This is a genomic window from Amycolatopsis echigonensis, from assembly GCF_014174495.1.
In the GTDB taxonomy this organism is placed as follows: domain Bacteria; phylum Actinomycetota; class Actinomycetes; order Mycobacteriales; family Pseudonocardiaceae; genus Amycolatopsis; species Amycolatopsis echigonensis.
The window spans coordinates 1-23,936 of sequence record NZ_JACJHR010000025.1 but is presented as its reverse complement, the minus strand read 5'-3'; the positions used below and the strand labels follow the sequence as shown (position 1 = coordinate 23,936).

Genomic DNA, 23,936 nt, shown 5'->3' with positions numbered 1-23,936 from the left:
GGTCACCGAGGGCGCTGCGGGTGTAGCTCAATGGTAGAGCCCTAGTCTTCCAAACTAGCTACGCGGGTTCGATTCCCGTCACCCGCTCCATCGTTTCCACCTCGGACGACGCCGCGTCCGCCTCCAGGCGGGCGGCGATCACGTCCAGCAGCAGATCAGTGTCCACCGGCTTCGTGATGTAGTCGTCCGCCCCCGAAGCCAGGGTGCGTTCGCGGTCTTCCTCCGTCGCCTTGGCTGTGACGGCGATCACGGGCAGGTCTTCGTGGGCCGCTTCGGCTCGGATGGCTGCGATGGTCGCGTTGCCGTCCAGTTCCGGCATCATCACGTCCATCAGCACCAGCGCGGTGTCCTCGTGGCGTTCCAGGGCCCGGATCCCGGCCACGCCGGTGTCGGCGTAGATGACTTCCAGGCCTGCCTGCTCCAGCACCGCCGCGAGGGCGAAGACGTTGCGCAGGTCGTCGTCGACGATCAGGACCTTTTCGCCGTTGAACCGCTTCGGGGCGCTGTTCGGCTCGGCCACGGTGATCGTGCTCGGCAGGACCGGCAGCTTCGGCGTGGGACGCACGGGCGTCGTCGGGGCGATCAGGTTCGCGGCGCCCACCGGCAGGTACAGCGTGAAGGTGCTGCCCTTGCCCGGGACGCTGCTAACGCGCAGTTCGCCGCTCAGGAGTTCCGTCAGCTGCTGGCTGATCGACAGGCCGAGGCCCGTTCCGCCGTACTTGCGGCTCGTCGTTCCGTCGGCCTGGCGGAAGGCGTCGAAGATGACCTCCAGCTTCTCCTCCGGAATCCCGATCCCGGTGTCCTCGACCGCGAACGCGATGATCCCGGCCGCCGAGCGCAGGGATTCCTGTTCGACCTCCTCGGGGTCGGCCATCCGGATGTGCAGGCGCACGCCGCCCTCGTCGGTGAACTTCGCGGCGTTCGACAGCAGGTTCCGCAGCACCTGCTGCAGCCGGTGCTCGTCGGTGTGCACGCTGCCCGGCACCGGCGGGTCGATCAGGACCGCGAACTCCAGGCCCTTGTCCGCGGTCAGCGGGCGGCACAGCGATTCGACGTAGTTCACCAGCTCCGGCAGCGTCACGTCGGACATCTGCAGGTCCAGCTTCCCGGCCTCGACCTTCGCCAGATCGAGGATGTCGTTGATCAGCTGCTGAAGATCGCTGCCCGCCGCCCAGATCGTCTTCGCGAACTGGATCTGCTTCTCCGTGAGGTTGCCCTCCGGGTTCTCCGACAGCAGTTTCGCCAGGATCAGCGCGCTGTTGAGCGGAGTTCGCAGCTCGTGCGACATGTTCGCCATGAACTCGTTCTTGTACTGCGAGGCGACCGTCAGCTGCCCGGCCCGTTCCTCCAGCTCCTGGCGGGCCTGCTCGATCTCGATGTTCTTGACCTCGATGTCGCGGTTCTGCTGGGCCAGCAGCGCCGCCTTCTCGGCCAGTTCGGTGTTCGACCGGCGCAGTTCGCCCTGCTGGGCCTGCAGCTGCTCGGACCGCGCGCGCAGTTCCTGGGCCAGCCGCTGCGATTCGGTCAGCAGCGCCTCGGTGCGCGAGTTCGACAGGATCGTGTTCACGTTGACGCCGATCGTGTGCCGCAGCTGCTCCAGCAGGTCCAGATGCACCGCGGAGAACTCGTTGACCGACGCCAGTTCCAGCACGCCGAGCACCTCGCCCTGGAACAGCACCGGCAGCACGATCACGTTCACCGGCGGCGCTGAGCCGAGCCCGGACGACACCAGCGCGTACTCCGGGGGAGCGCCGTTGACCAGTATCGTCCGGCGGTCCACCGCGGCCTGGCCGATCAGCGATTCGCCGAGCCGGAACCGCAGCCCGGTGCGGGCCTGGGCGAGGCCGTAGGCGGCGATGCAGTCGAGCAGCTTGTCCGGGTCGCCGCCGTCCTCGTCGTCGTGCGCGATGAAGAACGCGCCCTGCTGCGCGCTCACCAGCGGGGCCAGCTCGGACAGGATCAGCGTCGCCACCGACGCGAGGTCGCGATGGCCCTGCATCCTCCCCGACAGCCGCGCCAGGTTCGTCTTCAGCCAGTCCTGTTCGCGGTTCGCGGAGGTGGTCTCCTTGAGGTTCGCGATCATCTGGTTGATGTTGTCCTTGAGGTCCGCCAGCTCGCCGGACGCGTCCACGGTGATGTGCCGCGTGAGATCGCCCGCGGTCACCGCCGTGGCGACCTGGCCGATCGCGCGGACCTGCGTGGTCAGGTTGCCGGCCAGCTGGTTCACGCTCTCGGTCAGCCGCTTCCAGGTGCCGGACACGCCCTCGACCTCGGCCTGGCCGCCCAGCTTGCCCTCGGTGCCGACCTCGCGGGCAACACGCGTGACCTCCGCGGCGAACGCGGACAGCTGGTCGACCATCGTGTTCATCGTGGTCTTCAGCTCGAGGATCTCGCCCCGGGCGTCGACGTCGATCTTGCGCGACAGGTCGCCGCGCGCGACCGCGGTCGTGACCTGCGAGATGTTCCGCACCTGGCTGGTCAGGTTGTGCGCCATGAAGTTGACGTTCTCGGTCAGGTCCTTCCAGGTCCCGGCCACGCCGGGCACCCGCGCCTGGCCGCCGAGGATGCCTTCCGTGCCGACCTCGCGGGCGACGCGGGTGACCTCGTCGGCGAACGCGCGCAGCGTCTCGACCATGTCGTTCAGCGTCCCGGCCAGCGCCGCGACCTCGCCCGCCGCGTCGATCGAGATCTTCTTCGACAGGTCGCCGTTCGCCACCGCGCTCGCCATCGTGGCGATGCTCCGCACCTGCACCGTCAGGTTGTCGGCCATGACGTTCACGTTGTCGGTGAGGTCTTTCCAGATCCCCGCGACGCCCGGGACGCGCGCCTGGCCGCCGAGGCGGCCCTCGGTGCCGACCTCGCGGGCGACACGGGTGACCTCGTCCGCGAAGGCGGACAGCTGGTCGACCATGGTGTTGAGGATGTTCTTCAGCTCGAGGATCTCACCGCGCGCGTCGACGGTGATCTTCTGCGTCAGGTCGCCGCGGGCCACTGCCGAGGTGACGTGCGAGATGTTCCGCACCTGCTCGGTCAGGTTGTTGGCCATGAAGTTCACGTTGTCGGTGAGGTCTTTCCAGGTGCCCGCGACGCCCGGCACGGTCGCCTGTCCGCCGAGCTTCCCGTCCGTGCCGACTTCGCGGGACACGCGGGTGACCTCGTCGGCGAACGCGGACAGCTGGTCGACCATCGTGTTCAGCGTGGTCTTCAGCTCCAGGATCTCGCCCTTGGCGTCGACCGCGATCTTCTTCGTGAGGTCGCCTCGCGCCACCGCCGTCGCGACCTGCGCGATGTTGCGGACCTGCGCGGTGAGGTTGTTCGCCATGAAGTTCACCGAGCCGGTCAGGTCGCGCCAGATGCCGGCGACCCCGGGCACGGTGGCCTGGCCGCCCAGCTGCCCCTCGGTGCCGACCTCGCGGGCGACCCGGGTGACCTCGTCGGCGAAGGACGAGAGCTGGTCGACCATCGTGTTCATCGTGGTCTTGAGCTCGAGGATCTCGCCGCGGGCGTCCACGGTGATCTTCTGCGTCAGGTCGCCCTTCGCGACGGCGGTGGTCACGTGCGAGATGTTGCGGACCTGGTCGGTCAGGTTGTCGGCCATCTGGTTGACCGAGTCGGTCAGGCCGCGCCAGGTGCCGGCCGCGCCGGGCACCTCCGCCTGACCGCCGAGGCGGCCCTCGCTGCCGACCTCGCGGGCGACTCGGGTGACCTCGTCGGCGAACGACGAGAGCTGGTCGACCATCGTGTTCAGCGTCGTCTTGAGCTGCAGGATCTCGCCGCGCGCGTCGACGTCGATCTTCTTCGTCAGATCGCCCGCCGCGACCGCCGTGGCGACCTGCGAGATGTTGCGGACCTGGTCGGTCAGGTTGTCCGCCATCAGGTTCACCGAGTCGGTGAGGTCGCGCCAGGTGCCCGCGACGCCCGGCACGCGCGCCTGGCCGCCCAGCCGCCCTTCGGACCCGACCTCGCGCGACACGCGGGTCACCTCGTCGGCGAACGACGACAGCTGGTCGACCATCGTGTTGATGGTGTTCTTCAGCTCGAGGATCTCGCCCCGGGCGTCGACGTTGATCTTCTGCGTGAGGTCGCCCCGGGCCACCGCGGTGGTGACCGACGCGATGTTCCGGACCTGCTCGGTGAGGTTGTCGGCGAGGAAGTTGACCGAGTCGGTGAGATCGCGCCACGTCCCGGCCACGCCGGGGACCTCGGCCTGACCGCCGAGGCGGCCCTCACCGGCGATCTCGCGAGAGAGCCGGATCACTTCGGCGGCGAACCGCGACAGCTGCGCGTTGAGGCCGTTCACGGTCTTGGCCAGCTCGGCGTACTGCCCGCGCAGCGGACGGCCGTCCAGCTGCAGCGCCATCGGCTGCGACAGATCGCCCTCGGCGACCGCGCCCAGCACCCGGTCCAGCTCCACGACCGGACGGCTGACGTCCTCGATCAGCCCGTTCACCGTGTCGACCGCGGCGCTCCAGCCGCCCGGGCCGATCTCGGCGCGCACGCGCTCGGTGAGCCTGCCTTCCTGGCCCACCGCGGTGCGCACGCGCATGAGTTCCGTCACCAGCCGCTGATTGCGCTCGGCGATGTCGTTGAACGCGGACGCGAGCCGGGCGGTGATCCCGTCGCCGTGCGCCACGAAACGCCGCCGGAAGTTGCCGTCCCCGAGGTCGTGGACCGCGGCGAGCAGCCGCTCCAGCGCCGCGACCTCGCTCGCCGGGACGAATTCCGGTTCCTGGGCCCCGGCGTTCCGGGAGCGCCCGGAAGTCTGGGGGGACTCTGTCATCTCTGCCGACCTTCCCACCACGCGTGTGTCAGCCATGGTCGTCGACCCAGCCTGCCACGGTTCGCCCTACACTTCGACCCAGTCCGCCCGCGCACACTGTGCCAACCTGGAAGGACCAGGACCGTCAGGTCGACCCGGAGGCAGGAGGTTCGTGCATGGTGTCACGGCCCGCTCCGGCGTCGGCCCTGCCACCCGGCGCCGACCTGCCCGAGCACGCCGGTTTCTGGCGCTCGGTGCTCGACGACGTCCGCGAGCCGGTCTTCCTGCAGGACCCCGAAGGCGCCCTGCGCTGGGCCAACGCGGCCGCCGAACGGCTCGGCCCGGCCGAACTCGTCAGCGTGACCGAGACCACCGGCAAGGTCGGCCACCGGCCGGCCAAGGTCCGCGTGCTTCCCGGAGGCTGGCGTGCCTGGACCGTGGTCGACGACGGCCGTCGCCGACCAGAAGAGTTCCTCGCCGAGGCCGGTCCGAAACTGGCGCTCGCGCGCGGACGGCACGGCACGGCGCGGGTGATCGCCGAACTGGCCGCGTCCGCGTTGGGCGATTGCGCGTTCGTGCTGCTGCCGACGACCCGCGGCCGCTGGGAATGGTGGAGCTGCACCGAGCACGGCGCGGCGGGCCACGGCCGGATCCGGCGGGTTCCGCCGCAGCTCGCGCCGGTCGTGTCGGACGCGGTCACCGACGTCGCCCGGCCCGAGGTCCGCCCGGTGCCCGCGACCGAGGTCGCGGCGCTTCCGGCGGCGGTAGCCGAGCCGTTCGAGGGGCATCTCGAGGTGTCGGTGGTCTCGTTCGGCTCCGGCATGGCAGGCGCGGTGCTGCTCGGCAGGCGCGGCGAGCCGGCGTTCGGGCTGTCGCAAGGTGAAGCAGTCGAGGCGTTCGCGGACGCGGCTGGTACGGCGCTGGCCAACGCGCAGCGTTATGCGCGTCAGGAGGAAGCCACCCGCGGGCTGGAGTCGACGTTGCTGCCGACGCCGCCCGCGCAAGTCGACGGCGCGAATTTCGAGCTGTGGTACGAACCCGCCGGCGGAGTGCTGGGCGTCGGCGGCGATTTCTACGACGTCCTTTCCCGCGACGACGGCAGCGCGTTCGTGGTCGTCGGCGACATCTGCGGCAAGGGCGCCGAGGCGGCCGCGCTGACCGGGCGGGTGCGGCATTCGCTGGCCGCCCTGCACCTGGTCGAACGCGACGGCCGGACAATGCTGCGGCTGCTCAACGAACTCCTGATCTCCGGCGGCAGCAACCGGTTCGCGACGCTCGTGCTCGGTTCGGTCGCGGCCGCGGACTCCGGGCTCGACGTCACGCTCGCCTCCGGCGGCCATCCCGCCCCGCTCGTGCTGCGGCGCGGGGGACGGGTCGAGGAGATCAGCGTGCCCGGCACGCTGGTCGGCGTGTCGCCCCAAGCCCGCTTCGCCGAGGAGACGACGCATCTGGACGAGGGCGACGTCTGCCTGCTCTACACCGACGGCGTCACCGAAGCCCGCAACCGCACGGAATCCACCGAACTGTTCGGCGACGAACGGCTCTACACGGTGCTGGAGGACTGCGTCGGGCAGCCGGCGAGGGAAGTCGTGCGCCGGCTGCGCGAGGCGGTGCGGGCGTGGCTCGGGAATTCCGGCCACGACGACATCGCGGTGCTGGCGATCGAGGCCGCGCCGCGCGCGGAGTAAGCCCAGCCCTTGCGCGGCAAGGGAAATTTCACTTCCCGGACTGGACCTGTTCTTCCGTCACTTGGTCTGCCTTCGCCGCTTGCTCCGGCGCTGGAACGGCCTCGGCGTCCGGTTTCGGCTCGGCGGCGCGGGCGGCGTCCGGGCGCCCGAAGTGTTCCCGGCACTGCCTTCCGAACCGACGTGCGTGTGCGGTCATCGGTCCCACCTCCCCGGCTCGCCACCAGGATCGCGCGCCGGGACGGACTTCGCCACCGAATTGCGCCGCGTCAGCCGACCGGGTGGCCGGTCTGTCTAATGTGGATTCTTCCCGCTCGGCGGGCCGGTGCTGGGAACCTGGGGCAATTTGGTCAGTCCTGGCGGCGTTCTCGGCGGAGTCCGGCCCGGTTCGCTCGGTGGGTTCGCCTGGCCGGACGGCACGGTGCGGGTCGTCGGGCTCGGCGGCGGCGTCGTGGTTTGCGCGGGCGCGTCCGCTTTCGCCGAACGTGCTGGCAGGGCCGACGACGCGTGCCGCGGGGCCGAGTCCGGTGAATCGGACGGAGCGGACGAGGGCGGAGAAACCGGAGCCCGAGCCGGTTCGGGGACCGGCGCGGACCCGGTGCTCGGCCGGAGCGGAGCAGCGAGCAGCAGCGTCCCCGCCGCGACCAGCGCCACCGGCAGGCCCGCCGCGAGCACCGCGCGCCGCCGCGAGACCCGGTGGCGGCGGCAGAAGACCGCCAGCCGCGTTTTGATCGGAAGCCGCAACGTTTCCGTGCCGCGCAACGCACGCGCCACGGCGGTCGCGGACGGTCTTTCTTCCGGATCGCGCATGGTCATCGCGCGCAAGGTTCTCGCCAGCGGTTCCGGCGTGTCCGGCGGCACCCGTGGCGCCCGATGCAGCCGCACCACCGCGGTTTCCGCCGCCGTGCCCGGGTATTCGCGGACGCCGGTGAGGCATTCCAGGAGAACGAGCCCCAGTGCGTACACGTCCGAAGGCGGGCCGGGCTGCTCGCCGAGCACCTGCTCCGGCGAGAGGTAGGCCGCTGTCCCGACGACCGCGCCGGTGTCGGTCACGCGGGTCGCGTCCACGATGCGCGCGACGCCGAAGTCGGCGATCCGCGGGCCGTCGTCGGACATGAGGATGTTGGCGGGCTTGAGATCCCGGTGCGTCACCTCGTGCGCGTGCACGTGGGCGAGCGCCTCGGCCAGCTGCGCGCCCAGCTCCACGACCTGGCCGGCGGGCAGCGGTCCGGAGCGCAGCCATTCGGACAGGTTCGGCCCCTGCACGCAGTCCATGACAAGGTACGCGTACCCCTCGTCGACCCCGGCGTCGACGAAACTCACCAGCCCGGGATGGCGCACCGCGCGCAGTGCCGCGATCTCCTGGTCCCGGCGGTGGCGGCCCAGTTCCACCGCTCCGGCGTGGAACAGCTTCACCGCGACCTCGGCACCGGTTTCGCGGTCCTCGGCCTGGTGCACGCAGGCCGTCGCGCCTTCGCCGATCCGCTCGCCCACCGCGTACCGGCCGGCCAGGACCAGCGGAGCGGGCCCGTACCGGCCCAGCGCGAACCGTCTCGCGGTGGTGGCCGCGTCCGAATCGCCGGTGCCGGTCATCTCCGATCGCCCTTCCCCCGGGGTAGCGGGGCCAATTTACTCGCCGTCGGGCGGAGGCCAAAGCGGAGCTGGTCAGGCTGGCGGAGGAGCCCGCCCGGCCGTTTCGCGAGTACAGTGGCAGCTGAGTACTACCGGCGCGCGCAATACTTGCGCGCGCCGAAGACGCTCGGGGCCGCGGCCGCCCGCAACCGGGCCGCCTGGAGGAGGTGCACCATGTCGGTGTCGGACGACGCCGTCGAGGCGCGCGCGCAAGGCTGGCGGACGCTGGCGGCGGTGCACGCGCGGATCGAAGACCGGCTGAATCGCGCGCTGGAAAGCGAGCACGAGCTGTCGGTGAGCGAGTACACGGTGCTCGACGTGCTCGGCCGCCAGGACGGCTTCCACCTGCGGATGAGCCAGCTGGCCAACGCGGTGGTGCTGAGCCAGTCGGCGACGACCCGGCTGGTCACGCGGCTGGAGGAGCGCGGCCTGCTGTCGCGGTACCTGTGCCAGGACGACCGGCGCGGCATCTACACCGAGGTCACCCCGTCCGGGCAGAAGCTGCTGGCCGCCGCCCGCCCGACGCACGACGCGGCGCTCTCCGCCGCGCTCGCCGAGGCGGAGGAACTTCCGGAGCTGGCCCCGTTGGTCACCGCACTGGGCGCGCTCACCTTCGCTGCCCAGTGAGCGGTCCGGGAGGGGCACCCTGATTTCCGCGGGGTTCCCCTCCCGGAACCGTCACGGGCGCAGGCGGTGCAGGTCTCGCGGGAAGAGCGTCGCCCCGCGCACATTGGCCGCGCCCAGCACTCGCGCGACCCATCGCTCCAGCCCGATCGCGAACCCGCCGTGCGGCGGCATTCCGTACGCGAACGCGTCGAGGTAGTCCGAGTACTGCCCGGCTTCCTCGCCGAGCACGGCCAGGTAGTCCGCGTACCGATGGAGCCGCTGGCCGCCGGTGACCAGTTCCAGGCCGCGGAAAAGCAGGTCGAAACTGTTCGACCGGGCCGGGTCCGCCGGGTCCGGCTGGGTGTAGAACGGCCGTTTCGCCATCGGGTATCCGGTCACGAACAGGAATTCCGACCCGTGTTCCCGCTCGGCCCACTCGCACAGCCACCGTTCGTGCGCGGGCGCGAGGTCCGGTTCGCCGCGCGGGTCCTCGCCGATGTTTCGCGCCAGAAGTTCTTGCGCCGCGGCGAAATCGATCGACGGAATCTCTTCCGGCACCACCGGCGCGTCCGGCCCGGCAGCGGCGGCCATCTCCGCCACGACGTCGCGCAGCACGGCCATGACGTCCCGGTGGTCGGAGATGAAGCCCAGTTCCGCGTCGAGACTCGTGTACTGAGCCAGATGTCGTGCGGTGTCGTGGGGTTCGGCCCGGAAGACCGGCCCCACCTCGTACACCCGCTCGAAGACTCCGACCATGGCCTGCTTGAAAAACTGCGGCGACTGCGCGAGACAAGCCGGACGGCCGAAGTAATCGAGCCGGAACACATTCGCTCCGGATTCCGTCGCGGTGGCGACGATCTTCGGCGTATGGATCTCAGTGAAGCCCTGGCCGTCCAGCACTCGCCGAAACGCCGCGACGCTGGCCGCGGCCACCTCGAATCGCCTACGCAGCACCGGATGCCGCAACGCGACCGCCGCGTTGTCCAGTACCACAGGCAAACCAGCGGCCACCTCAGGCCGATACAGTTCGAACGGCGGCCGTTTTTCCGGTGCGGACAGCACCTCCCAAAGAGGCTCCCGGAGCTCGACTCCTTGCGACGCCCGCGGATTGGCGACCACCTGCCCGGTGAGCCGCACAACGGTTTCCTCGGCAACATCCGGCGGCTCGGCGAAAACCGCTTGCGCGGTACCGGATCGGTCGCGGACGACCAGGAACGCCACGGATTTCAAGACGCGCCGGCGGTGCACCCAGCCGGCGATCGTCACGGTGGAGCCCACGCGGTCACGCAGGCAGGCCACCGGGGTGCGGGTACTCATTCCTTCTCCTGAGCGCACTCGGCGACCCCTTGGGGGTGCGGGCGAGAAGGGACACTCGCGGTGCCACCGCACCTTCGCCGCCCGGCGGGCGGCCTCGTTCTGGCCGGATGACGGCGGCCGGGCCGGCGGGGCATTTCCTCCCCGCACTCAGGAGTGTCTTCGCGCGGGGCCGCGACGCTGCCTTCTCACCGGCGGCAGCTCTCTGTCCCTCGCCGCGCCCCGCGCTACTCGTCTCCGTCAACGTGTTGCCCGCAACGGTAAAACACCGCCGCCACCCGCGTCGCCTGATTTACCGGACGCCCAGCAGATGCTCCAAGGCCAGCTGGTTGAGCCGGGTGAAGTGGTACCCGCGGCGGCCGGCTGCTTCGACATCGAAGTCGTCAGCGGCCAGATCGTCCAGAGTTTCGCCCTCGGACAGCGTCGGCGTGGCCAGCTCCGGGACCCGCGACGCGGCAAGCGCTTCGGCGACTTCCGGATCGGCCCGGAACGCGCGGGCTTTTTCGCGCAGGATCAGGTAGGTGCGCATGTTCGCCGCCGCGGAAACCCAGACGTCCTCGGGATCCTCGGTGCGCAGCGGTTTGTAGTCGAAGTGGCGCGGGCCGTCGTAGCCGCCGTGCTCCAGCAGGTCGACGAGGAAGAACGCGCTGGTGAGATCGCCGTGGCCGAAGATCAGGTCCTGGTCGTATTTCGGGCCGTGCTGGCCGTTGAGGTCGAGATGGAACAGCTTGCCCTGCCACAGCGCCTGCGCGATGCCGTGCACGAAGTTCAGCCCGGCCATCTGCTCGTGGCCGACCTCCGGGTTCAGCCCGAACAGTTCGGGCCGCTCCAGCTGCGAGATGAAGCCCAGCGCGTGGCCGATCGTCGGCAGGAGGATGTCGCCGCGCGGTTCGTTCGGCTTCGGCTCGAGCGCGAACCGGAGGTCGTAGCCCTGCGAAACGGCGTAGTCGGCGAGGACGTCGAGGCCTTCCTTGTACCGGGCGAGCGCGGCGCGGACGTCTTTCGCCGCGTCGGATTCCGCGCCCTCGCGACCGCCCCACAGGACGTAGGTCTGCGCCCCGAGTTCCGCGGCGAGGTCGAGATTGCGCCGGACCTTGGTGAGCGCGTAACGCCGGATGTCGCGGTCGTTGCTGGTCAGGCCGCCGTCCTTGAAGACCGGGTGGCTGAACAGGTTCGTCGTCGCCATCGGCACGCGCAGGCCGGTGTCCGCCAGCGCCCGCTTGAACTTGGCGATCGCGGCGTCGCGGTCCGGTTCGGTGGCGAGGAGGTCGTCGTCGTGGAAGGTGACGCCGTACGCGCCCAGGTCCGCCAGCCGGTGCACGCTCTCGACCGGGTCGAGCGGCGGGCGGGTGGCGACGCCGAACGGGTCGGCCGCGGGCCAGCCGACGGTCCACAACCCGAATGAGAATTTGTCTTCCGGCACGGGGGCGTAGTCGGCCATGCCCGTCCTTTCATTTAGTTCACGATGTAGACTAAATACTGCGCCGCGGCCGCCCCGGCCGTCAAGAGCGGAGGTGGACATGGAGCCGGTCCGGCACGAAGCGATGCGGGCGCGGAACCTCGAGCTGGTGCTCGGCGAGATCAGCCGCGGCGGCCCGCTCACCCGCGCCGCGCTGGCGGAGCTGACCGGGCTGACCAAGTCGACTGTGTCCACTTTGGTCGGCTCGCTGGTGGACGCGGGGTTCCTGGCGGAGACCGCTGCCGTGCGAGCGGGGGAGCGCGGCCGGCCCGGCGTCGAGGTGTCGCTGAGCGGCGCGCGGATGGCGTCGCTGGGGCTCGAGGTCAATGTGGACTATCTCGCCGCGTGCCTTCTCGATCTGACCGGCGCGGTCCGCCGGTCGGTCCGAATCGAACGCGACAACCGGGGCGCGCCGGCGGAAACCGTGCTGGACGCGGTACGGGAGTTGGCTTCCGCGGAGTTGGCTGAGGCGCGCGGGCTGGGTTTGACGGTCGCTGGCGCGGTGCTCGCGGTGTCCGGTCCGGTGCGGGACGGCGTGGTGCTGAGCGCGCCGAACCTCGGCTGGCGGAACGTGCCCGTTTCGCTGGACCTGCCGGTCCCGGTCTCAGTGGACAACGAAGCGAATCTCGGCGCGCTCGGCGAGCTGTGGTTCGGTGCCGGGGCGGCGGATTTCCTTTATGTGTCAGGCGAGATCGGCATCGGCGCGGGACTGGTCGTGGACTCGCGGTTGTTCCGCGGCACCGGCGGGGAACTGGGGCACGTGCTGGTTTCCCCGTCCGGCCCGTCCTGCCGCTGCGGCGCCGCGGGCTGCCTGGAGACCTACGCCGGACAGGAAGCGATGCTGACCGCGGCCGGAGTATCCACAGTGGACGCACTCTCCGCGGCCTTGGCCGAAGCGGACGACGCGGCGTTGTCGGCCGTCTCGGCGGCGGGGGAGGCTTTGGGGCTGGCGCTGGCGTCGGCGGTCAATCTGGTGGATGTGGACCGCGTGGTGCTCGGCGGCGTGTTCGGCCCGTTGTTTCCCTGGCTGGCCCCCGCCGCGGAGGCGGTGCTGCGGGCGAGGTTGACCGGCCTGCGCGGTTCGGTGCCGGTGCTGAGCCCGTCCGCCCTCGGCGATTCCGCCGCGACACTCGGCGCCGCGGGCCGCACGATCCACGGCGTTTTGGCTGATCCGGGGCCGTTCCTCGCTCGTTAGCCCAGGTTGTCGGCGAGCAGGGCCACGACGTCGCGCCAGGCCCGCTCGGCGTGCACCGGGTGGTAGCCGACGCCGGGGAGAAGCCTCTGCTCCGGGCCGACCGGCGGGTGGTGGAAGGCGTGCAGGGCGCCGCCGTAGACCGTGAGACGCCAATCGACGCCCGCGGCCTGCATCTCGGCGGCGAACGCGTCCCGTTGCGCGGCCGGCATGATCGGGTCCTCGGAGCCGACGCCCGCCCACACCGGGCAGCGGATGTTCGCGGCCTCGCCGGGACGCCCGGTGACCAGCCCGTTGATCGTGCCGATCGCGCGCAGGTCCACGCCCGCGCGGCCGAGTTCCAGCACGACCGCGCCGCCGGTGCCGTAGCCGATCCCGGCGATCCGGCTGGGGTCGGTCCGCGGTTCGGCGAGCAGCACGCCGAGCGCCGCGCGGCCGATTTCGCGCATCCGGTCGGGGTCGTCGAGCAGCGGAAGGCAGCGCGCCAGCATCTCGTCGGGATCGCTGAACCAGCGGCCGCCGTGGATGTCGAAGGCGAGGGCGACGTAGCCCAGTTCAGCGAGCGCATCGGCCCGTGCGCGTTGGAAGTCGTTCAGGCCGGTGCCTTCGGGTCCGATCAGGACCGCGGGCCGCCGATCAGTGCCCGCCGGGACGGCGAGGCGCCCGACCATGGTGAGGCCGTCGGCCGGGTATTCGACGGTGCGCGTCGTGACGGTCTCCATGGGAGCCAACCGTAATGAGCGCCGAGGCCCGGCGGAGTGCTGTTCACCGTCGGCGGACACGTCCGTTCAGGTGATGCTCTCGCGGTGGTCCGGAAATCATGTTAGGAAAGCTTCCTAACTAAAGGAGGGTCCGGATGCGCAAGACGACGGTGCTCGCGGCGGCCGCGCTCGCGGTGGCCGGGGCGGTGCCCGCGGTCGCGATGGCGGGCGACGGCCCGGTCGCGGACTCCAGCGGCTGGCAGCCGAAAGCGCGCAACATCGTCTACATCCAGGGCGACGGGATGGGCGCGGCGCAGCGGGAATTCGTCCGGCTCGCGACGACCGGCCGGGCGGGCGACCTGGTCATGAACCGGCTCCCGGTCACCGGCCTGGTGCACACCGACCCCGGCGACCCGGAAGCACTCGTCACCGACTCGGCCGCGGCGGCGACCGCACTGGCCACCGGGCACAAGACCCGCAACGGCGCGGTCGGGCAGGACGCGCAAGGCCGCCGTTTGCCGACCATCCTCGAGCAGGCGAAACGCGCCGGTAAGTCGACCGGTCTGGTCACGACCGCGCAGGTCACCGGTGCGTCGCCGGCCGCGTTCGCGTCGCACGTGCCTTCACGGGACCTGCAGAGCGACATCGCGAAGCAGTACCTCGCCGAAAGCCGTCCGGAAGTCCTCCTCGGCGGCGGCGAGGACTGGTGGCTGCCGAAGGGCGATCCGGGAGCGTGGCCGGACAAGCCGGGCGAGGAAAGCCGCAGCACGCACGGCAACCTCATCGAGCAAGCGAAACGGTCCGGCTACACCTACGTGCGGAACGCCAGCGAACTCGCCGCGACGCGGGCACCGCGGCTGCTCGGGTTGTTCGCCAACGAGGACATGGTCGACTACGGCCCGGACGGCAAGGGCGCGTACCAGCCGAAGGTCGCCCTGCCGGTGATGGCGAAGAAGGCGCTCGACACGCTTTCCGCCAACCCGCGCGGTTTCTTCCTGTTCCTGGAAGAAGAAGGCATCGACGGAATGGCCCACGAGAACAACGCGCACGGCGTTCTCGACGCGGGCCGGGCGCTCGACTCGGCCGTCGCCGAAGTGCTTCGCTTCACCCGCTCGCACCCCGACACGCTGGTGATCATCGGCGGTGACCACGAGACGGGCGGACTGGCCATTGAGGACACTGACGGTGCCCCCGAGGGCAAGGAAGACGGTCCGTTTCCCGTTCCTGGCACCAAACTTTCGCTGACCGTCGACTGGACGACCGGCGACCACAGCGGCGTTCCGACCCCGGTCACCGCGACCGGCCCCGGCTCGGACCTGCTTGACGGGACGCTCGACAACACCGACGTCTACCGCGCGATGGTGTCCGCCGCCCGCCTGTGAATGGCCGTGCCGGTTCTAGTCGGGATCGCCACTCACGAGGCCAGATTCGTGATGTCGTGCGCTACCCGCGTCAGGACTCGTTTTCCGCGACCCGGGCGAGCTGAGCCGTGACAGTGCCCCAGCCGTCCGCGAATCCGAGGTCGGCGTGCCGTTCCCGTGCGGCCGGGTCTCCGTGCCGCACGACGACGCGGTAGTCGGTGTCGTCCGGATGGTCGCGAAGGACGATCTCCGCCGTCATCGCGACCGGCTGCGGATTCGCGGGCCGCCACGTGCTGTCGAGCGCGTTCGTGAAAACAATCCGCTCATAGTCCTCGACCACCAGGAAACACGCGTCGAGATGCGGGACGAAGGTGCGGCCGTCCTCGCTCATCCTCGTGACGAACGCACCCCCGGCGCGCACGTCCAGTTCCTCGACGCGGCACCGCAGCGGGGCCGGAATCCACCACCGGGCGAGGCTGGCCGGGTCGGTCCAGGCGTCCCAGACGCGCTTGCGCGGCGCGCGGATGACGCGGTCGAGACCGAGATCGAGATCGGGGTTCACGGCTGGTCCTCCTGGCTGGTGACGAACTGTTCGAGGCGGTCAGTGCGCTCGGCCCAGACGCGCCGCTGTTCGGCGAGCCAGTCCTCGACGAGCGCGAAGCGGTCCCGATTGAGGACGCACGTCCGCACCCGCCCGGACTTCACGGTGCGGATCAACCCGTGCGATTCGAGCATCCGCACGTGCTTCATGAAGGACGGCAAGGTCATCGGCGCGTCGCCCGCCAGCTCCCCGACGCTCGCCGGACCCTGCCCGAGCCGCCGCACGACAGCCCTCCGGGTCGGATCGGCGAGGGCGGCGAACACCCCGTCGAGCGCGGTCGAATACTGAGCCATGAGGCTAAGTATTGCGAGCGAGGATGGTGAGCGCAAGGGCTAAGTGTTCAGGGCGGGCCGTGCCGCGTGGGAAAGCACGGTATTCGGGCAGGGCAGCGAAAAGCGTTCACCAGACGGCGATCGAAGCGTCTCCGGGGCCTGCTCGGCTGCTGGACTCGCGTCCCTAAGCCGTGCCCAAGGCAGCCCCAATCAGGCCGATCCGCGCCGCGGCTCAGCGAAAAGAAGTGGCAACCGAGGGAGTCGAACCCTGCGCGGCTTGTGAAGGCGGCGCTCCTGACCGGCCCTGACCCTTCGGCGGGCGACGGCTGCCATGTCCTCTGAGTACCCGTTTCAACGCCGGCCCCAGCATCCGAATTCCCGCTTCACCCGAACGGGCGGGGCTGGCAGGCTGGGCGCATGGACGATCTTCTCCTCCGCCGCGTCCGGGTCGGGTTGCGGGGTCCGCTCGCTGACGTCCGGGTGCGCGACGGCGTCGTGTCGGCTGTCGAGGAACCGGGCGCTGGCACCGGGTTCGCGGCGCGGGTGCTCGACGGGCATGGCGGCACGCTCCTGCCCGGCCTGGTCGACGCGCACGCGCATCTCGTTCAGTGGGCCGGTTTCCGCAGGCGCATCCCGCTGGACGGGGCGACGTCCGCGGTGGGCGCGGTCGAGTTGCTGATGGAGAAGCTGCTCGACGCTCCGGCGGAGGACCTCGTCGTGGGAGTCGGGTTCCGGGACGGGCTGTGGCCGGATCGGCCGCACAAGGATCTGCTGCAGCGCGCGCTTCCGGGCCGCGCGGTGGCGTTGTTCAGCGCGGATCTGCATACGTTGTGGCTCAGCCCGGCCGCGTTGAAGCTGATCGGCCGCGAGCATCCGACCGGCGTCCTGCTCGAGAACGACTGCATGAGCGCGACGGCGGCGTTGCCGTCCGCGCCGGTCGAGGTTCAGGACGGCTGGGTCGCCGAAGCGCTGGCCGCCGCGGCGAAACGGGGCGTGACGGCGGTGGTCGACTACGAATACGCGGACACGGTCGCGGATTGGACCCGGCGGGCAGCCGCGGCAAGGCCCGCGACGCGGGTTTCCTGTGTGATCGCCCGGTATTTGCTGGACGAGACCATCCAAAGAGGACACCGCACCGGTGACGTTCTGGCGGCGGGCGAAGGGCTGCTCACGGTCGGCCCGTTCAAGCTGTTCGTCGACGGCTCGCTCAACACCCGCACCGCTTATTGCCACGAGCCGTACCCGGGGTCCGGCGAGAAGGGTCTGCTGGAGCTGCCGCCGGAGGAACTGGTGCCGTTGATGCGCCGCGCGCACGAGCACGGCCTGACCCCGGCGGTGCACGCGATCGGCGACCACGCCAACACCATCGCGCTGGACGCGTTCGCCGAGGTCGGCTGTCCGGGCCGGATCGAGCACGCGCAGCTGGTGCGGCCCGAGGACGTGCCGAGGTTCGCCGCGCTCGGGCTGGTCGCGAGTGTGCAGCCCGCGCACCAGCCCGACGACCGCGACGTCGCCGACCGGCATTGGCCCGGCCGCACCGATCGCGCGTACGCCTACCGCACGCTGCTGGAATCCGGTGCCCGGCTGGAATTCGGCTCGGACGCGCCGGTCGCGCCGCTCGACCCGTGGGACGGGATCGCCGCCGCGGTCGGGCGGACGGACGACGAGCGGCCCCCGTGGCATCCGGAGCAGGCTATTCCGCTCGAGGACGCGCTGGCGGCGTCGTCGGGCGGCCGCCGCGGCGTCCAGGTCGGCGACGTGGCCGATCTGGTGCTGACGGCGGCCGACCCGAGCGGACTGTCGGCACGGGAACTGCGGGAAATGCCGGTGTCCGCGACGATCGTGGCGGGAAGGCCGACGTACTTGTCGTAGCGAAGGTCGAACGGCGCGGGCGGTGGCCTACACCCGGGTGGTCGCGCTCGGCGGCATGGTGCTCACCGCCGTGCTGTACCTGTGCGTCACTTGCCGTGCGGGTCCGCGGCGTTGAGCGTCGCCACCACGTGGTGGTAGTCGCCCCGGGCCTCGCCGTGGCGGAGGAACTTGACGTTCTCGACCTGGATCTCGGTGGCGTCCGGCTGCGTTTCGAGCAACTCCATGACCTCGCTGACGAAGGCGTCCAGCGGCATCGCGAACTCGCTTTCCTCCTGACCGGGCAGGAGCGCGGTGCGCACGGACGGCGGCTCCAGTTCGACGACCTTCACCGAGGTGTCGGCCAGTTGCAGGCGCAGCGATTCGCTGAGCATGTGGATGGCGGCCTTGGACGCGTTGTAGCTCGGCGTGGCTTTCAGCGGCGCGAAGGCGAGGCCGGACGAGACGGTGAGGATGGTGGCGTCCGGGCGGGTCTGCAGGTGCTCGACGAACGCGGCGATGAGCCGGATCGGGCCGAGGACGTTGGTGGTCACGGTCGCTTCCGCGCTGTCCACAAAGGACTCGGGGCGGTGCCAGTCCTCGACGCGCATGATGCCCGCCATCGGGACGAGCACGTTCAGGTCCGGATGCTTCGCGAGCACCTCCTTGGCCGCGGCAGCGATGCTCGCCGGGTCGGTGGTGTCGATCCGCACGGTGTCGAGGCCGGGGTTCTCGGCGGCGATCCGCGCGAGCAGTTCGGTGCGCCGCCCGCCGACGATGACGGTGTTGCCCTTCGCCTGCAGTTCGCGGGCGAGGGCGAGGCCGATGCCGCTGGTCGAGCCGGGGATGAAGACGGTGTTTCCGGTGATGTTCATGCCACTGAGTTTCGGCGGATCGAAGCGGCGGCGGCAGAGACCGCATATCGGGGGATCGGCGATCCCTGGCTGACGCGCCGGACCGGCCGGATACTGAAGACATGGATCGAGCTGAGCTGGCGGTTTTCCTCCGCAGCCGTCGCGAGGGATTGCGGCCCGAGGACGTCGGGCTGCCCGCGGGCGCGCGGCGGCGGGCGGCCGGGCTGCGGCGGGAGGAGGTCGCGGCGCTGGCGGCGATGTCCACCGACTACTACACCCGGCTGGAGCAGCAGCGCGGACCGCAGCCGAGCGAGCAGATGCTGGCCGCGCTGGCCAGGGCGTTGCGGCTGACCGACGACGAGCGGGACTACCTGTTCCACCTCGCGGGCCGTAACGCGCCGTCGCCGGTGGTCGCGGCGACGCACGTCGCTCCGGCGCTGCTGCGGGTGCTCGACCGGCTGTCGGACACGCCCGCGCTCATCCTCTCGAACCTCGGCGAGGTGCTGGTGCAAAACCGGCTCGCGGAGGCGTTGTACGGCGACCGCTCTCAGTACACCGGACTGGCGCGCAGCGAGATCTACCGGTGGTTCACCGACCCGGACGAGCGGCTCGTCTACCCCGCGCACGACCGGGACCGGCAGAGCCGGGCGCTGGTGGCGAACCTGCGAGTGGTGCACGGGTCGATGGGCCCGCGTTCGCGCGCGGGCGAGCTGGTCCGCGCGCTGACCCGGGAGAGCCCCGAGTTCGCGCGGCTGTGGGAAGAACACCAGGTGGCCAAACGGTTCGAGGACCACAAGGTGCTTGTGCATCCGCAGGTGGGGGAGATCGAGGTGGACTGCCAGGTGCTGTTCACCGAGGACCAGTCGCAGGCGTTGCTGGTGCTGACCGCTCCGCCGCGCAGCGAGGCGTTCGAGAAGATCCAGCTGCTGGGCGTGCTGGGGAACGAGCAGTTCGCCGGGTAGCCCGGGTCTCGTGAGCGGCAATCCCGGTTAGAACCGGGATTGCCGCTCACGAGACCTCAGCGCGGAAGCGGGCCGGTGTACGCGTCGCGGGCCTTCTCGACGGCTGGCAGATGCTCGTCGGTCCATTCGGCGAGCGCGGCGAAGACCGGCGACAGGCTCCGGCCGAGTTCGGTGATCTCGTACTCCACGCGGGGCGGCACCTCGGCGTAGTAGTGCCGCTGGACGAGGCCGTCGCGTTCGAGCTGGCGGAGCCGCTGCGTGAGAACCTTCCCGGTCGCGCCGAGCCGCCGCTCCAGGTCGACGAAGCGCACCGGCCCGGACTGGTTGAGCGTCCACAGGATCGGGGTCGTCCACCGGCTGAACAGCAGGTCGACGGCCGGGCTGATCCGGCACGCGGCGAGCGGATCGGCCCCGGGCTGCGCGGTCGTGGTCATGCGGCTCCAATACTTTCCCTGGGGAACCTACTGTACGGCGGCTTTTAGCCTCGCTGTGTCGCTTTCGACCGCTAGCTGAGGAGCAAATCTTGATCGTCGTCACTGGTGCCACGGGCAACGTCGGCCGCCTGCTGGTCGAATCCCTGACCGAATCCGGCCACGCCGTGACCGCCGTCTCCCGTGGGTTGACGTCCCCGCCGCCCTCGCGGCCCGGGGTCACCCCGATGGTCGCGGATCTGGCTGACGCGGGCAGCCTGGTCCCGGCGTTGAAGGGCGCGGAGGCACTGTTTCTGCTGGTCTCCGGCGCGGGAGCGCACGTCGACGGGGAAGCCGTCCTGCGGGCCGTGGCCGACGCCGGCGTCTCGCGGGTTGTCCTGCAGTCGTCACAGGCCGTGGGAACCCGGCCGGACGCGGTTTCGCACGGGCCGCTCGCCGCGTTGGAAGAAACGGTGCGGTCGTCCGGTCTGGAATGGACGGTTCTTCGTCCCGGTGGATTCACGACCAACGCCTTCGCCTGGATCCCGTCGATTCGGGCGCAGCGCAAGGTTTTGTCGCCGTTCGGCGATGTCGCGCTCCCGGCGGTGGATCCGCTCGACATCGCTGAAGTCGCTGCGGCCGCCCTGACTGGATCGGGTCACGTGGGCCAGACTTATGTCCTCACCGGACCGGAGGCGACGAGCCCGCGGCAGCGCGCGGAAATCCTCGGTGCCGCGCTCGGCGAGCCGCTGGAGTTCGTCGAACTCAGCCGTGAGCAGGCACGCGGACAAATGCTGCGGCAGATGCCGGAACCGGTCGCCGACGGAACGCTCGACATCCTCGGCCAGCCGCTTCCGGCGGAACTGCGGATCAGTTCCGATGTCGAGAAGGTGCTGGGCCGTCCGGCGACTTCCTTCGCGTCGTGGGCGAGCCGGAGCGTAGACGCGTTCCGGTGATCAGAAGTCGCGCGAGTGCAGGAGGGACCGCACGCGGAGTTGCCGGCGGGGTTCGTGGCGGCGGAGCCCGTCGACAATTACGGCGACCCCGATCCACGTCGCCCCGGCGTCCGCGACCAGGGCTTGTGCGGCGAAGGCCTGGCCTCCGGTGTCGATCCAGTCGTCCACCAGCAGCGCGCGGTCGCCCGCTTGGAGCAGGCGGCGGCTGAAGCCGAGACGCAGGTGCCGGTCCTGGTAGTCCGGCGGCGAGGTGCGCTGGAGCCATCGGTCGGAATCGCTGGCCGGGTACCGGTTTTTGCGCACCTCGACGAAGCCCGCGCCGAGTTCCACCGCGACCAGCGGACCGAGCAGCGACCCGCGGGATTCGGGGCCCAGCACGACATTCGGCTGGTCGTCGGCGAACAACCCGGCGAGCGCCGGACCCAGTTCGCGCAGCAGTTCGGGCGAACGCCACCATCCCGTCGGGTCGGGGTAACGGTGGCGGTCGGTCCGGTCCCCGAGCACGACGGTGGCTTCGCGGATCCGGTCCGCCACAGTGCTCGTGCGCATGCGCCGATGGTCTCAGCGGCGCGGACGCGAGGCGAGCGAATTACGGTTTCCGCGCGGCTCCGGCCAGGATCACCGAATGCGCCGGCGTCGGGAACTCCACCTGCGGCGCGCCTTCGCCGGACTCCTCCGGATGCCACGACGGCGTCCAGGTGAGCCCCGGTTCCAGCATCTCGAACGACCCGAACAGCGACTGGATCTCCTCGCGCGACCGCCAGATCACCGGGCTGCTCGACCGGTCGTACAGCTGCTTCAGCTCGACCAGCCCGGCGTCCACGTCGGAGGGGACGCCCTGGTCGGTGATGTGCGAGAGGGCGAGAAACGAGCCGGGGGCAAGGAGATCGCGGTACTGCGCGACGATGGACGGGCCGAGGTCTTCGGTGCTGCCGCTGTCTTCGGCGGGCGGCTGCTGGACGTGCAGCACCGCGATCAGCAGCAACGCGAGCGGTTTTTCGACGTCGATCACGCCGGTCGCGGCGATCTGCTCCCACAGTCGCTTCGGATCGCGCATGTCGGCGTGGATCACCGCGTGCCGGTCGAGGTCGCCCGACTCGCGCAGCAGGGTTTCCGAATGCGCGACGGCGACCGGTTCGTAGTCGACGTAGCAGACATGGGCCTCGCCCGGCGCGAGCTCGTCGGCGACCTGGTGCGCGTGGCCCATGGTCGGCACGCCGGAGCCGAGGTCGACGAACTGCCGCACGCCCTTTTTCACCAGATGCCGCACGAGCCGGTGCAGGAACAGCCGGTTGGCCTTCGCGATCGGGCGGATCAGCGGGAACTCGCGGATCACCTCGTCGGCGAACTCCCGGTCGATCGTCCAGTTGGTCGTGCCGCCGAGGTAGTAGTCGTACACCCGCGCGACGCTCGGGTGGTCGAGATCGACCCCGGGAGGCGGGAAGGGTTCGTCGGCCACCGGTGGCTTTTCCTTTCGTCCGGTACTGCGGTCAGCGGGCGGGCGTCGCGCAGCGGCTCGCCCATTCTTTGAGGTATTGCAGGGACTGGTCGCGCGAAAGCGTGGCGGCGAGCTGGGCTTCCCAGGACTCCTCGTAGGAGGCGAACTCGTCCTGGCTCTCCGGCACGGTGATGAGCTTGACTTTGCTTTCCTGGTAAGCGAAATCGAGGAGGTCGGGCTGGGCGAAGCGGAGGATGGTGAAATCCTCGTCCGGGTACGCGGCCGCGTCGCGCGGGAGGATCCGGACCTCGGCGGTGGGATGCGTTTCGACGATGCGGATCATGTGTTCGAGCTGGTCAGTGGCGATGCTGGCCTTGGTGCCGTAGACGAGTTTTTCGACGCAGCTGTACTCCAGCATGAAGACCGCGCGCGGACCCGGGCAGGCGTCGAAAAGCCGTTGCCGCGCCTTGCGTTCGGCGACGCGGTCGGTGACCCGCTCCTGGCGGCTGGCTTGGAACTGCGCGAGCATGTAGTACTCCGATTGGAGCAGTCCCGGGATGCGATTCCCGGTCCAGCTCAGGATTTCCGTCGCCGCTTGCTCCCGTTCCAGGATCTCGCGGAACCAGTGCGGAGTGATCATCCTCCGCTCGGCGCGGCGTGCGGAAGGATCGTTGGCCTGGTTGAGTTCCCGCAGCTGATCTGCGTCGGCGTGCGGGATGTCCAGCACCTCGATGATCCGCTCGAGGTCGTCGGGGCGGGTGCCCGCCTTGCCGGATTCGATTTTCTGGACCTTGGGCTGTTTGCAGCCGATCCCGTCGGCGAGCTCGACCTGGGTCAGCCCGCGCGCGGTGCGCCACGCGAGGATCCGGGAGCCCAGCCGGGAACGCTGGGTCCGCAGGGAGGGCGGCGGCTGCCGGATCGGCGTGGTCACCAGGGGCTCCGTCATTTCGTCCAGGGGCCGATGCGAACCTCCGATAGTAATGCGCCGACCCGGCGGACAATACTCCGGGTCGGCGTCTTTTTTCGCAAGGATCGCTGGCGCCGGACGGCGGTTTCGGTGCGACGATTTCGCGGTCGCGCCTGGTCAGCCGTCGAATTCCCCGCGCCGCACGGCCTCGACGAAACGCGCCCACTCGCCCCGGTCGAAGACCAGGACGGGAGAGCTGTCGGTCTTGCTGTCCCGCACCCCGACAAGCCCGTGAGCAGCCAGGTTGACCTCGACGCAGTTACCGGAATTCGGCCCGCAGGCGGAGGGTTTCCGCCAGCCGTGGTCCGGGAAGCCCACTGCCGGGCGGGTCGGGTGCGCGTGCTCGTGCGGGTCGTAGGTGTCCACTGCAACCCCTCGTTTTCTCGGTTTCGGCCGATGAATGGAATATTCCGCGCAGTACGGAATGTGTTCGGAATATTCCTAAGGGTAGTGGGAGGGTGGGGCACACGCGCTCTGCGTTGGGGAATTCACCTGAATGGACACTTCTCGTGCATTGGGCAGTGCTTGCGCACGTGCAATTTCGCATTGTTGGTGCGGATTCCGTTGTTGGGGTGGGTGGGTGTTGCTTTTTTCGTGGTTTTTTGAGGCGTGGAAGGGTTGGGGTGCCTGCGCTTGATGACACCTGTGGAGCGGCTGACCGGCCGGGCTGGTCCAGTGGAGTTTCCGCTTGCGCCGCTTGGTGATCCGGCGGCCGGGCGCGGTGGAGCGGATGGCCTGCGGGTGTGGGGTGGGTCGGGGCTCGGCGGCTCCGCTGCTTCGCTGCTTCGCGACTGAGTGCTGCGGGCTCGGACACCGTCGGCGGGTTGCGGCGCTGCAGATGGGAGCGACGCTTCTCCGAGCCGAGCCGAGCCGAGCCGAGCCGAGCCGAGCCGAGCCGAGCCGAGCCGAGCCGAGCCGA

At 70.3% G+C, this 23,936-nt stretch carries 20 protein-coding genes and 1 tRNA gene; 8 read left to right on the top strand and 13 right to left on the bottom strand.

The window, feature by feature from the left end; all coding sequences use genetic code 11:
- The first annotated feature begins 16 nt into the window (after positions 1-16).
- Positions 17-90, top strand: a tRNA-Gly gene (locus H5411_RS18795).
- Here the strand turns inward: H5411_RS18795 and H5411_RS18790 are convergent.
- A complete protein-coding gene (locus tag H5411_RS18790) occupies positions 59-4,780 on the bottom strand; it encodes a HAMP domain-containing protein (protein ID WP_208637250.1) in 4,722 nt (1,573 codons plus the stop codon). The two genes, H5411_RS18795 and H5411_RS18790, sit on opposite strands and share 32 nt — an antisense overlap.
- Before the next feature lie 155 nt (positions 4,781-4,935).
- Between H5411_RS18790 and H5411_RS18785 the strand changes: the two genes are divergently transcribed.
- Entirely contained in the window at positions 4,936-6,447 is a 1,512-nt protein-coding gene (locus H5411_RS18785; protein WP_101434170.1) for a SpoIIE family protein phosphatase, read from the top strand.
- Positions 6,448-6,738: 291 nt separating this feature from the next.
- Here H5411_RS18785 and H5411_RS18780 read toward each other — a convergent pair whose 3' ends face one another.
- The gene (locus H5411_RS18780) at positions 6,739-8,037 is read right to left on the bottom strand and encodes a serine/threonine-protein kinase (protein ID WP_101434171.1); all 1,299 of its coding nucleotides are present in this window, start codon (positions 8,035-8,037) and stop codon (positions 6,739-6,741) included.
- Between the two features lie 213 nt (positions 8,038-8,250).
- On the opposite strand from H5411_RS18780, the gene H5411_RS18775 reads away from it, so the two are divergent.
- On the top strand, positions 8,251-8,703 hold the full coding sequence (locus H5411_RS18775) for a MarR family winged helix-turn-helix transcriptional regulator (protein WP_183124467.1): 453 nt from the start codon (positions 8,251-8,253) through the stop codon (positions 8,701-8,703).
- Between the two features lie 51 nt (positions 8,704-8,754).
- Here H5411_RS18775 and aspS read toward each other — a convergent pair whose 3' ends face one another.
- Together aspS and xylA are read right to left on the bottom strand one after the other, a co-directional pair.
- Positions 8,755-9,999: an aspartate--tRNA(Asn) ligase gene (aspS, locus tag H5411_RS18770; RefSeq protein WP_183124466.1), complete on the bottom strand. Its 1,245-nt coding sequence runs from the start codon at positions 9,997-9,999 to the stop codon at positions 8,755-8,757.
- A gap of 289 nt (positions 10,000-10,288) precedes the next feature.
- Complete coding sequence (gene xylA / locus H5411_RS18765) at positions 10,289-11,437, bottom strand: xylose isomerase (protein WP_183124465.1); 1,149 nt, start codon at positions 11,435-11,437, stop codon at positions 10,289-10,291.
- 79 nt (positions 11,438-11,516) lie between these two features.
- On the opposite strand from xylA, the gene H5411_RS18760 reads away from it, so the two are divergent.
- Complete coding sequence (locus H5411_RS18760; protein WP_101434175.1) at positions 11,517-12,650, top strand: ROK family transcriptional regulator; 1,134 nt, start codon at positions 11,517-11,519, stop codon at positions 12,648-12,650.
- Here H5411_RS18760 and H5411_RS18755 read toward each other — a convergent pair.
- The gene (locus tag H5411_RS18755; protein ID WP_101434176.1) at positions 12,647-13,369 is read right to left on the bottom strand and encodes a dienelactone hydrolase family protein; all 723 of its coding nucleotides are present in this window, start codon (positions 13,367-13,369) and stop codon (positions 12,647-12,649) included. The genes H5411_RS18760 and H5411_RS18755 overlap by 4 nt on opposite strands.
- 134 nt (positions 13,370-13,503) lie before the next feature.
- Between H5411_RS18755 and H5411_RS18750 the strand changes: the two genes are divergently transcribed.
- A complete protein-coding gene (locus H5411_RS18750; RefSeq protein ID WP_183124464.1) occupies positions 13,504-14,730 on the top strand; it encodes an alkaline phosphatase in 1,227 nt (408 codons plus the stop codon).
- 70 nt (positions 14,731-14,800) lie between these two features.
- Here the strand turns inward: H5411_RS18750 and H5411_RS18745 are convergent, their stop codons facing one another.
- The gene (locus H5411_RS18745) at positions 14,801-15,271 is read right to left on the bottom strand and encodes an SRPBCC domain-containing protein (protein ID WP_183124463.1); all 471 of its coding nucleotides are present in this window, start codon (positions 15,269-15,271) and stop codon (positions 14,801-14,803) included.
- Positions 15,268-15,603, bottom strand: a complete 336-nt coding sequence (locus H5411_RS18740; protein WP_183124462.1) for an ArsR/SmtB family transcription factor — start codon at positions 15,601-15,603, stop codon at positions 15,268-15,270. Before H5411_RS18740 ends, H5411_RS18745 begins: the two co-directional genes overlap by 4 nt.
- 396 nt (positions 15,604-15,999) lie before the next feature.
- On the opposite strand from H5411_RS18740, the gene H5411_RS18735 reads away from it, so the two are divergent.
- A complete protein-coding gene (locus H5411_RS18735; RefSeq protein WP_101434180.1) occupies positions 16,000-17,454 on the top strand; it encodes an amidohydrolase in 1,455 nt (484 codons plus the stop codon).
- A gap of 86 nt (positions 17,455-17,540) precedes the next feature.
- Here the strand turns inward: H5411_RS18735 and H5411_RS18730 are convergent, their stop codons facing one another.
- A complete protein-coding gene (locus H5411_RS18730) occupies positions 17,541-18,305 on the bottom strand; it encodes an SDR family oxidoreductase (protein ID WP_101434181.1) in 765 nt (254 codons plus the stop codon).
- Between the two features lie 101 nt (positions 18,306-18,406).
- On the opposite strand from H5411_RS18730, the gene H5411_RS18725 reads away from it, so the two are divergent.
- Positions 18,407-19,246 carry an MmyB family transcriptional regulator gene (locus tag H5411_RS18725; RefSeq protein ID WP_101434182.1) on the top strand — a complete coding sequence of 280 codons (840 nt, stop codon included), beginning with the start codon at positions 18,407-18,409 and terminating at the stop codon, positions 19,244-19,246.
- A gap of 56 nt (positions 19,247-19,302) precedes the next feature.
- On the opposite strand, the gene H5411_RS18720 is transcribed toward H5411_RS18725, so the two are convergent.
- Complete coding sequence (locus tag H5411_RS18720; RefSeq protein WP_101434183.1) at positions 19,303-19,680, bottom strand: winged helix-turn-helix transcriptional regulator; 378 nt, start codon at positions 19,678-19,680, stop codon at positions 19,303-19,305.
- An 89-nt stretch (positions 19,681-19,769) separates the two neighbouring features.
- Here H5411_RS18720 and H5411_RS18715 point away from each other — a divergent pair, with 89 nt between their 5' ends.
- Entirely contained in the window at positions 19,770-20,612 is an 843-nt protein-coding gene (locus H5411_RS18715) for an NAD(P)H-binding protein (RefSeq protein WP_183124461.1), read from the top strand.
- Here H5411_RS18715 and H5411_RS18710 read toward each other — a convergent pair whose 3' ends face one another.
- From H5411_RS18710 to H5411_RS47645, 4 genes are all read right to left on the bottom strand, one after another.
- Entirely contained in the window at positions 20,613-21,161 is a 549-nt protein-coding gene (locus H5411_RS18710) for a phosphoribosyltransferase family protein (RefSeq protein WP_183124460.1), read from the bottom strand.
- 40 nt (positions 21,162-21,201) lie between these two features.
- Complete coding sequence (locus tag H5411_RS18705) at positions 21,202-22,071, bottom strand: SAM-dependent methyltransferase (protein WP_183124459.1); 870 nt, start codon at positions 22,069-22,071, stop codon at positions 21,202-21,204.
- A 31-nt stretch (positions 22,072-22,102) separates the two neighbouring features.
- Positions 22,103-22,981, bottom strand: coding sequence for a helix-turn-helix domain-containing protein (locus H5411_RS18700; protein ID WP_244194488.1), 879 nt, complete (start codon positions 22,979-22,981; stop codon positions 22,103-22,105).
- A gap of 153 nt (positions 22,982-23,134) precedes the next feature.
- Entirely contained in the window at positions 23,135-23,383 is a 249-nt protein-coding gene (locus H5411_RS47645) for a DUF397 domain-containing protein (protein WP_101434188.1), read from the bottom strand.
- Positions 23,384-23,936 lie beyond the last annotated feature (553 nt).

Excerpts from the sequence above, each read along its gene's own strand:
- H5411_RS18790 (WP_208637250.1), bottom strand. The coding sequence starts at position 4,780 with ATGACAGAGTCCCCCCAGACTTCCGGGCGCTCCCGGAACGCCGGGGCC.
- H5411_RS18785 (WP_101434170.1), top strand. The coding sequence starts at position 4,936 with ATGGTGTCACGGCCCGCTCCGGCGTCGGCCCTGCCACCCGGCGCCGAC.
- H5411_RS18780 (WP_101434171.1), bottom strand. The coding sequence starts at position 8,037 with ATGACCGGCACCGGCGATTCGGACGCGGCCACCACCGCGAGACGGTTC.
- H5411_RS18775 (WP_183124467.1), top strand. The coding sequence starts at position 8,251 with ATGTCGGTGTCGGACGACGCCGTCGAGGCGCGCGCGCAAGGCTGGCGG.
- aspS (WP_183124466.1), bottom strand. The coding sequence starts at position 9,999 with ATGAGTACCCGCACCCCGGTGGCCTGCCTGCGTGACCGCGTGGGCTCC.
- xylA (WP_183124465.1), bottom strand. The coding sequence starts at position 11,437 with ATGGCCGACTACGCCCCCGTGCCGGAAGACAAATTCTCATTCGGGTTG.
- H5411_RS18760 (WP_101434175.1), top strand. The coding sequence starts at position 11,517 with ATGGAGCCGGTCCGGCACGAAGCGATGCGGGCGCGGAACCTCGAGCTG.
- H5411_RS18755 (WP_101434176.1), bottom strand. The coding sequence starts at position 13,369 with ATGGAGACCGTCACGACGCGCACCGTCGAATACCCGGCCGACGGCCTC.
- H5411_RS18750 (WP_183124464.1), top strand. The coding sequence starts at position 13,504 with ATGCGCAAGACGACGGTGCTCGCGGCGGCCGCGCTCGCGGTGGCCGGG.
- H5411_RS18740 (WP_183124462.1), bottom strand. The coding sequence starts at position 15,603 with ATGGCTCAGTATTCGACCGCGCTCGACGGGGTGTTCGCCGCCCTCGCC.
- H5411_RS18735 (WP_101434180.1), top strand. The coding sequence starts at position 16,000 with ATGGACGATCTTCTCCTCCGCCGCGTCCGGGTCGGGTTGCGGGGTCCG.
- H5411_RS18730 (WP_101434181.1), bottom strand. The coding sequence starts at position 18,305 with ATGAACATCACCGGAAACACCGTCTTCATCCCCGGCTCGACCAGCGGC.
- H5411_RS18725 (WP_101434182.1), top strand. The coding sequence starts at position 18,407 with ATGGATCGAGCTGAGCTGGCGGTTTTCCTCCGCAGCCGTCGCGAGGGA.
- H5411_RS18720 (WP_101434183.1), bottom strand. The coding sequence starts at position 19,680 with ATGACCACGACCGCGCAGCCCGGGGCCGATCCGCTCGCCGCGTGCCGG.
- H5411_RS18710 (WP_183124460.1), bottom strand. The coding sequence starts at position 21,161 with ATGCGCACGAGCACTGTGGCGGACCGGATCCGCGAAGCCACCGTCGTG.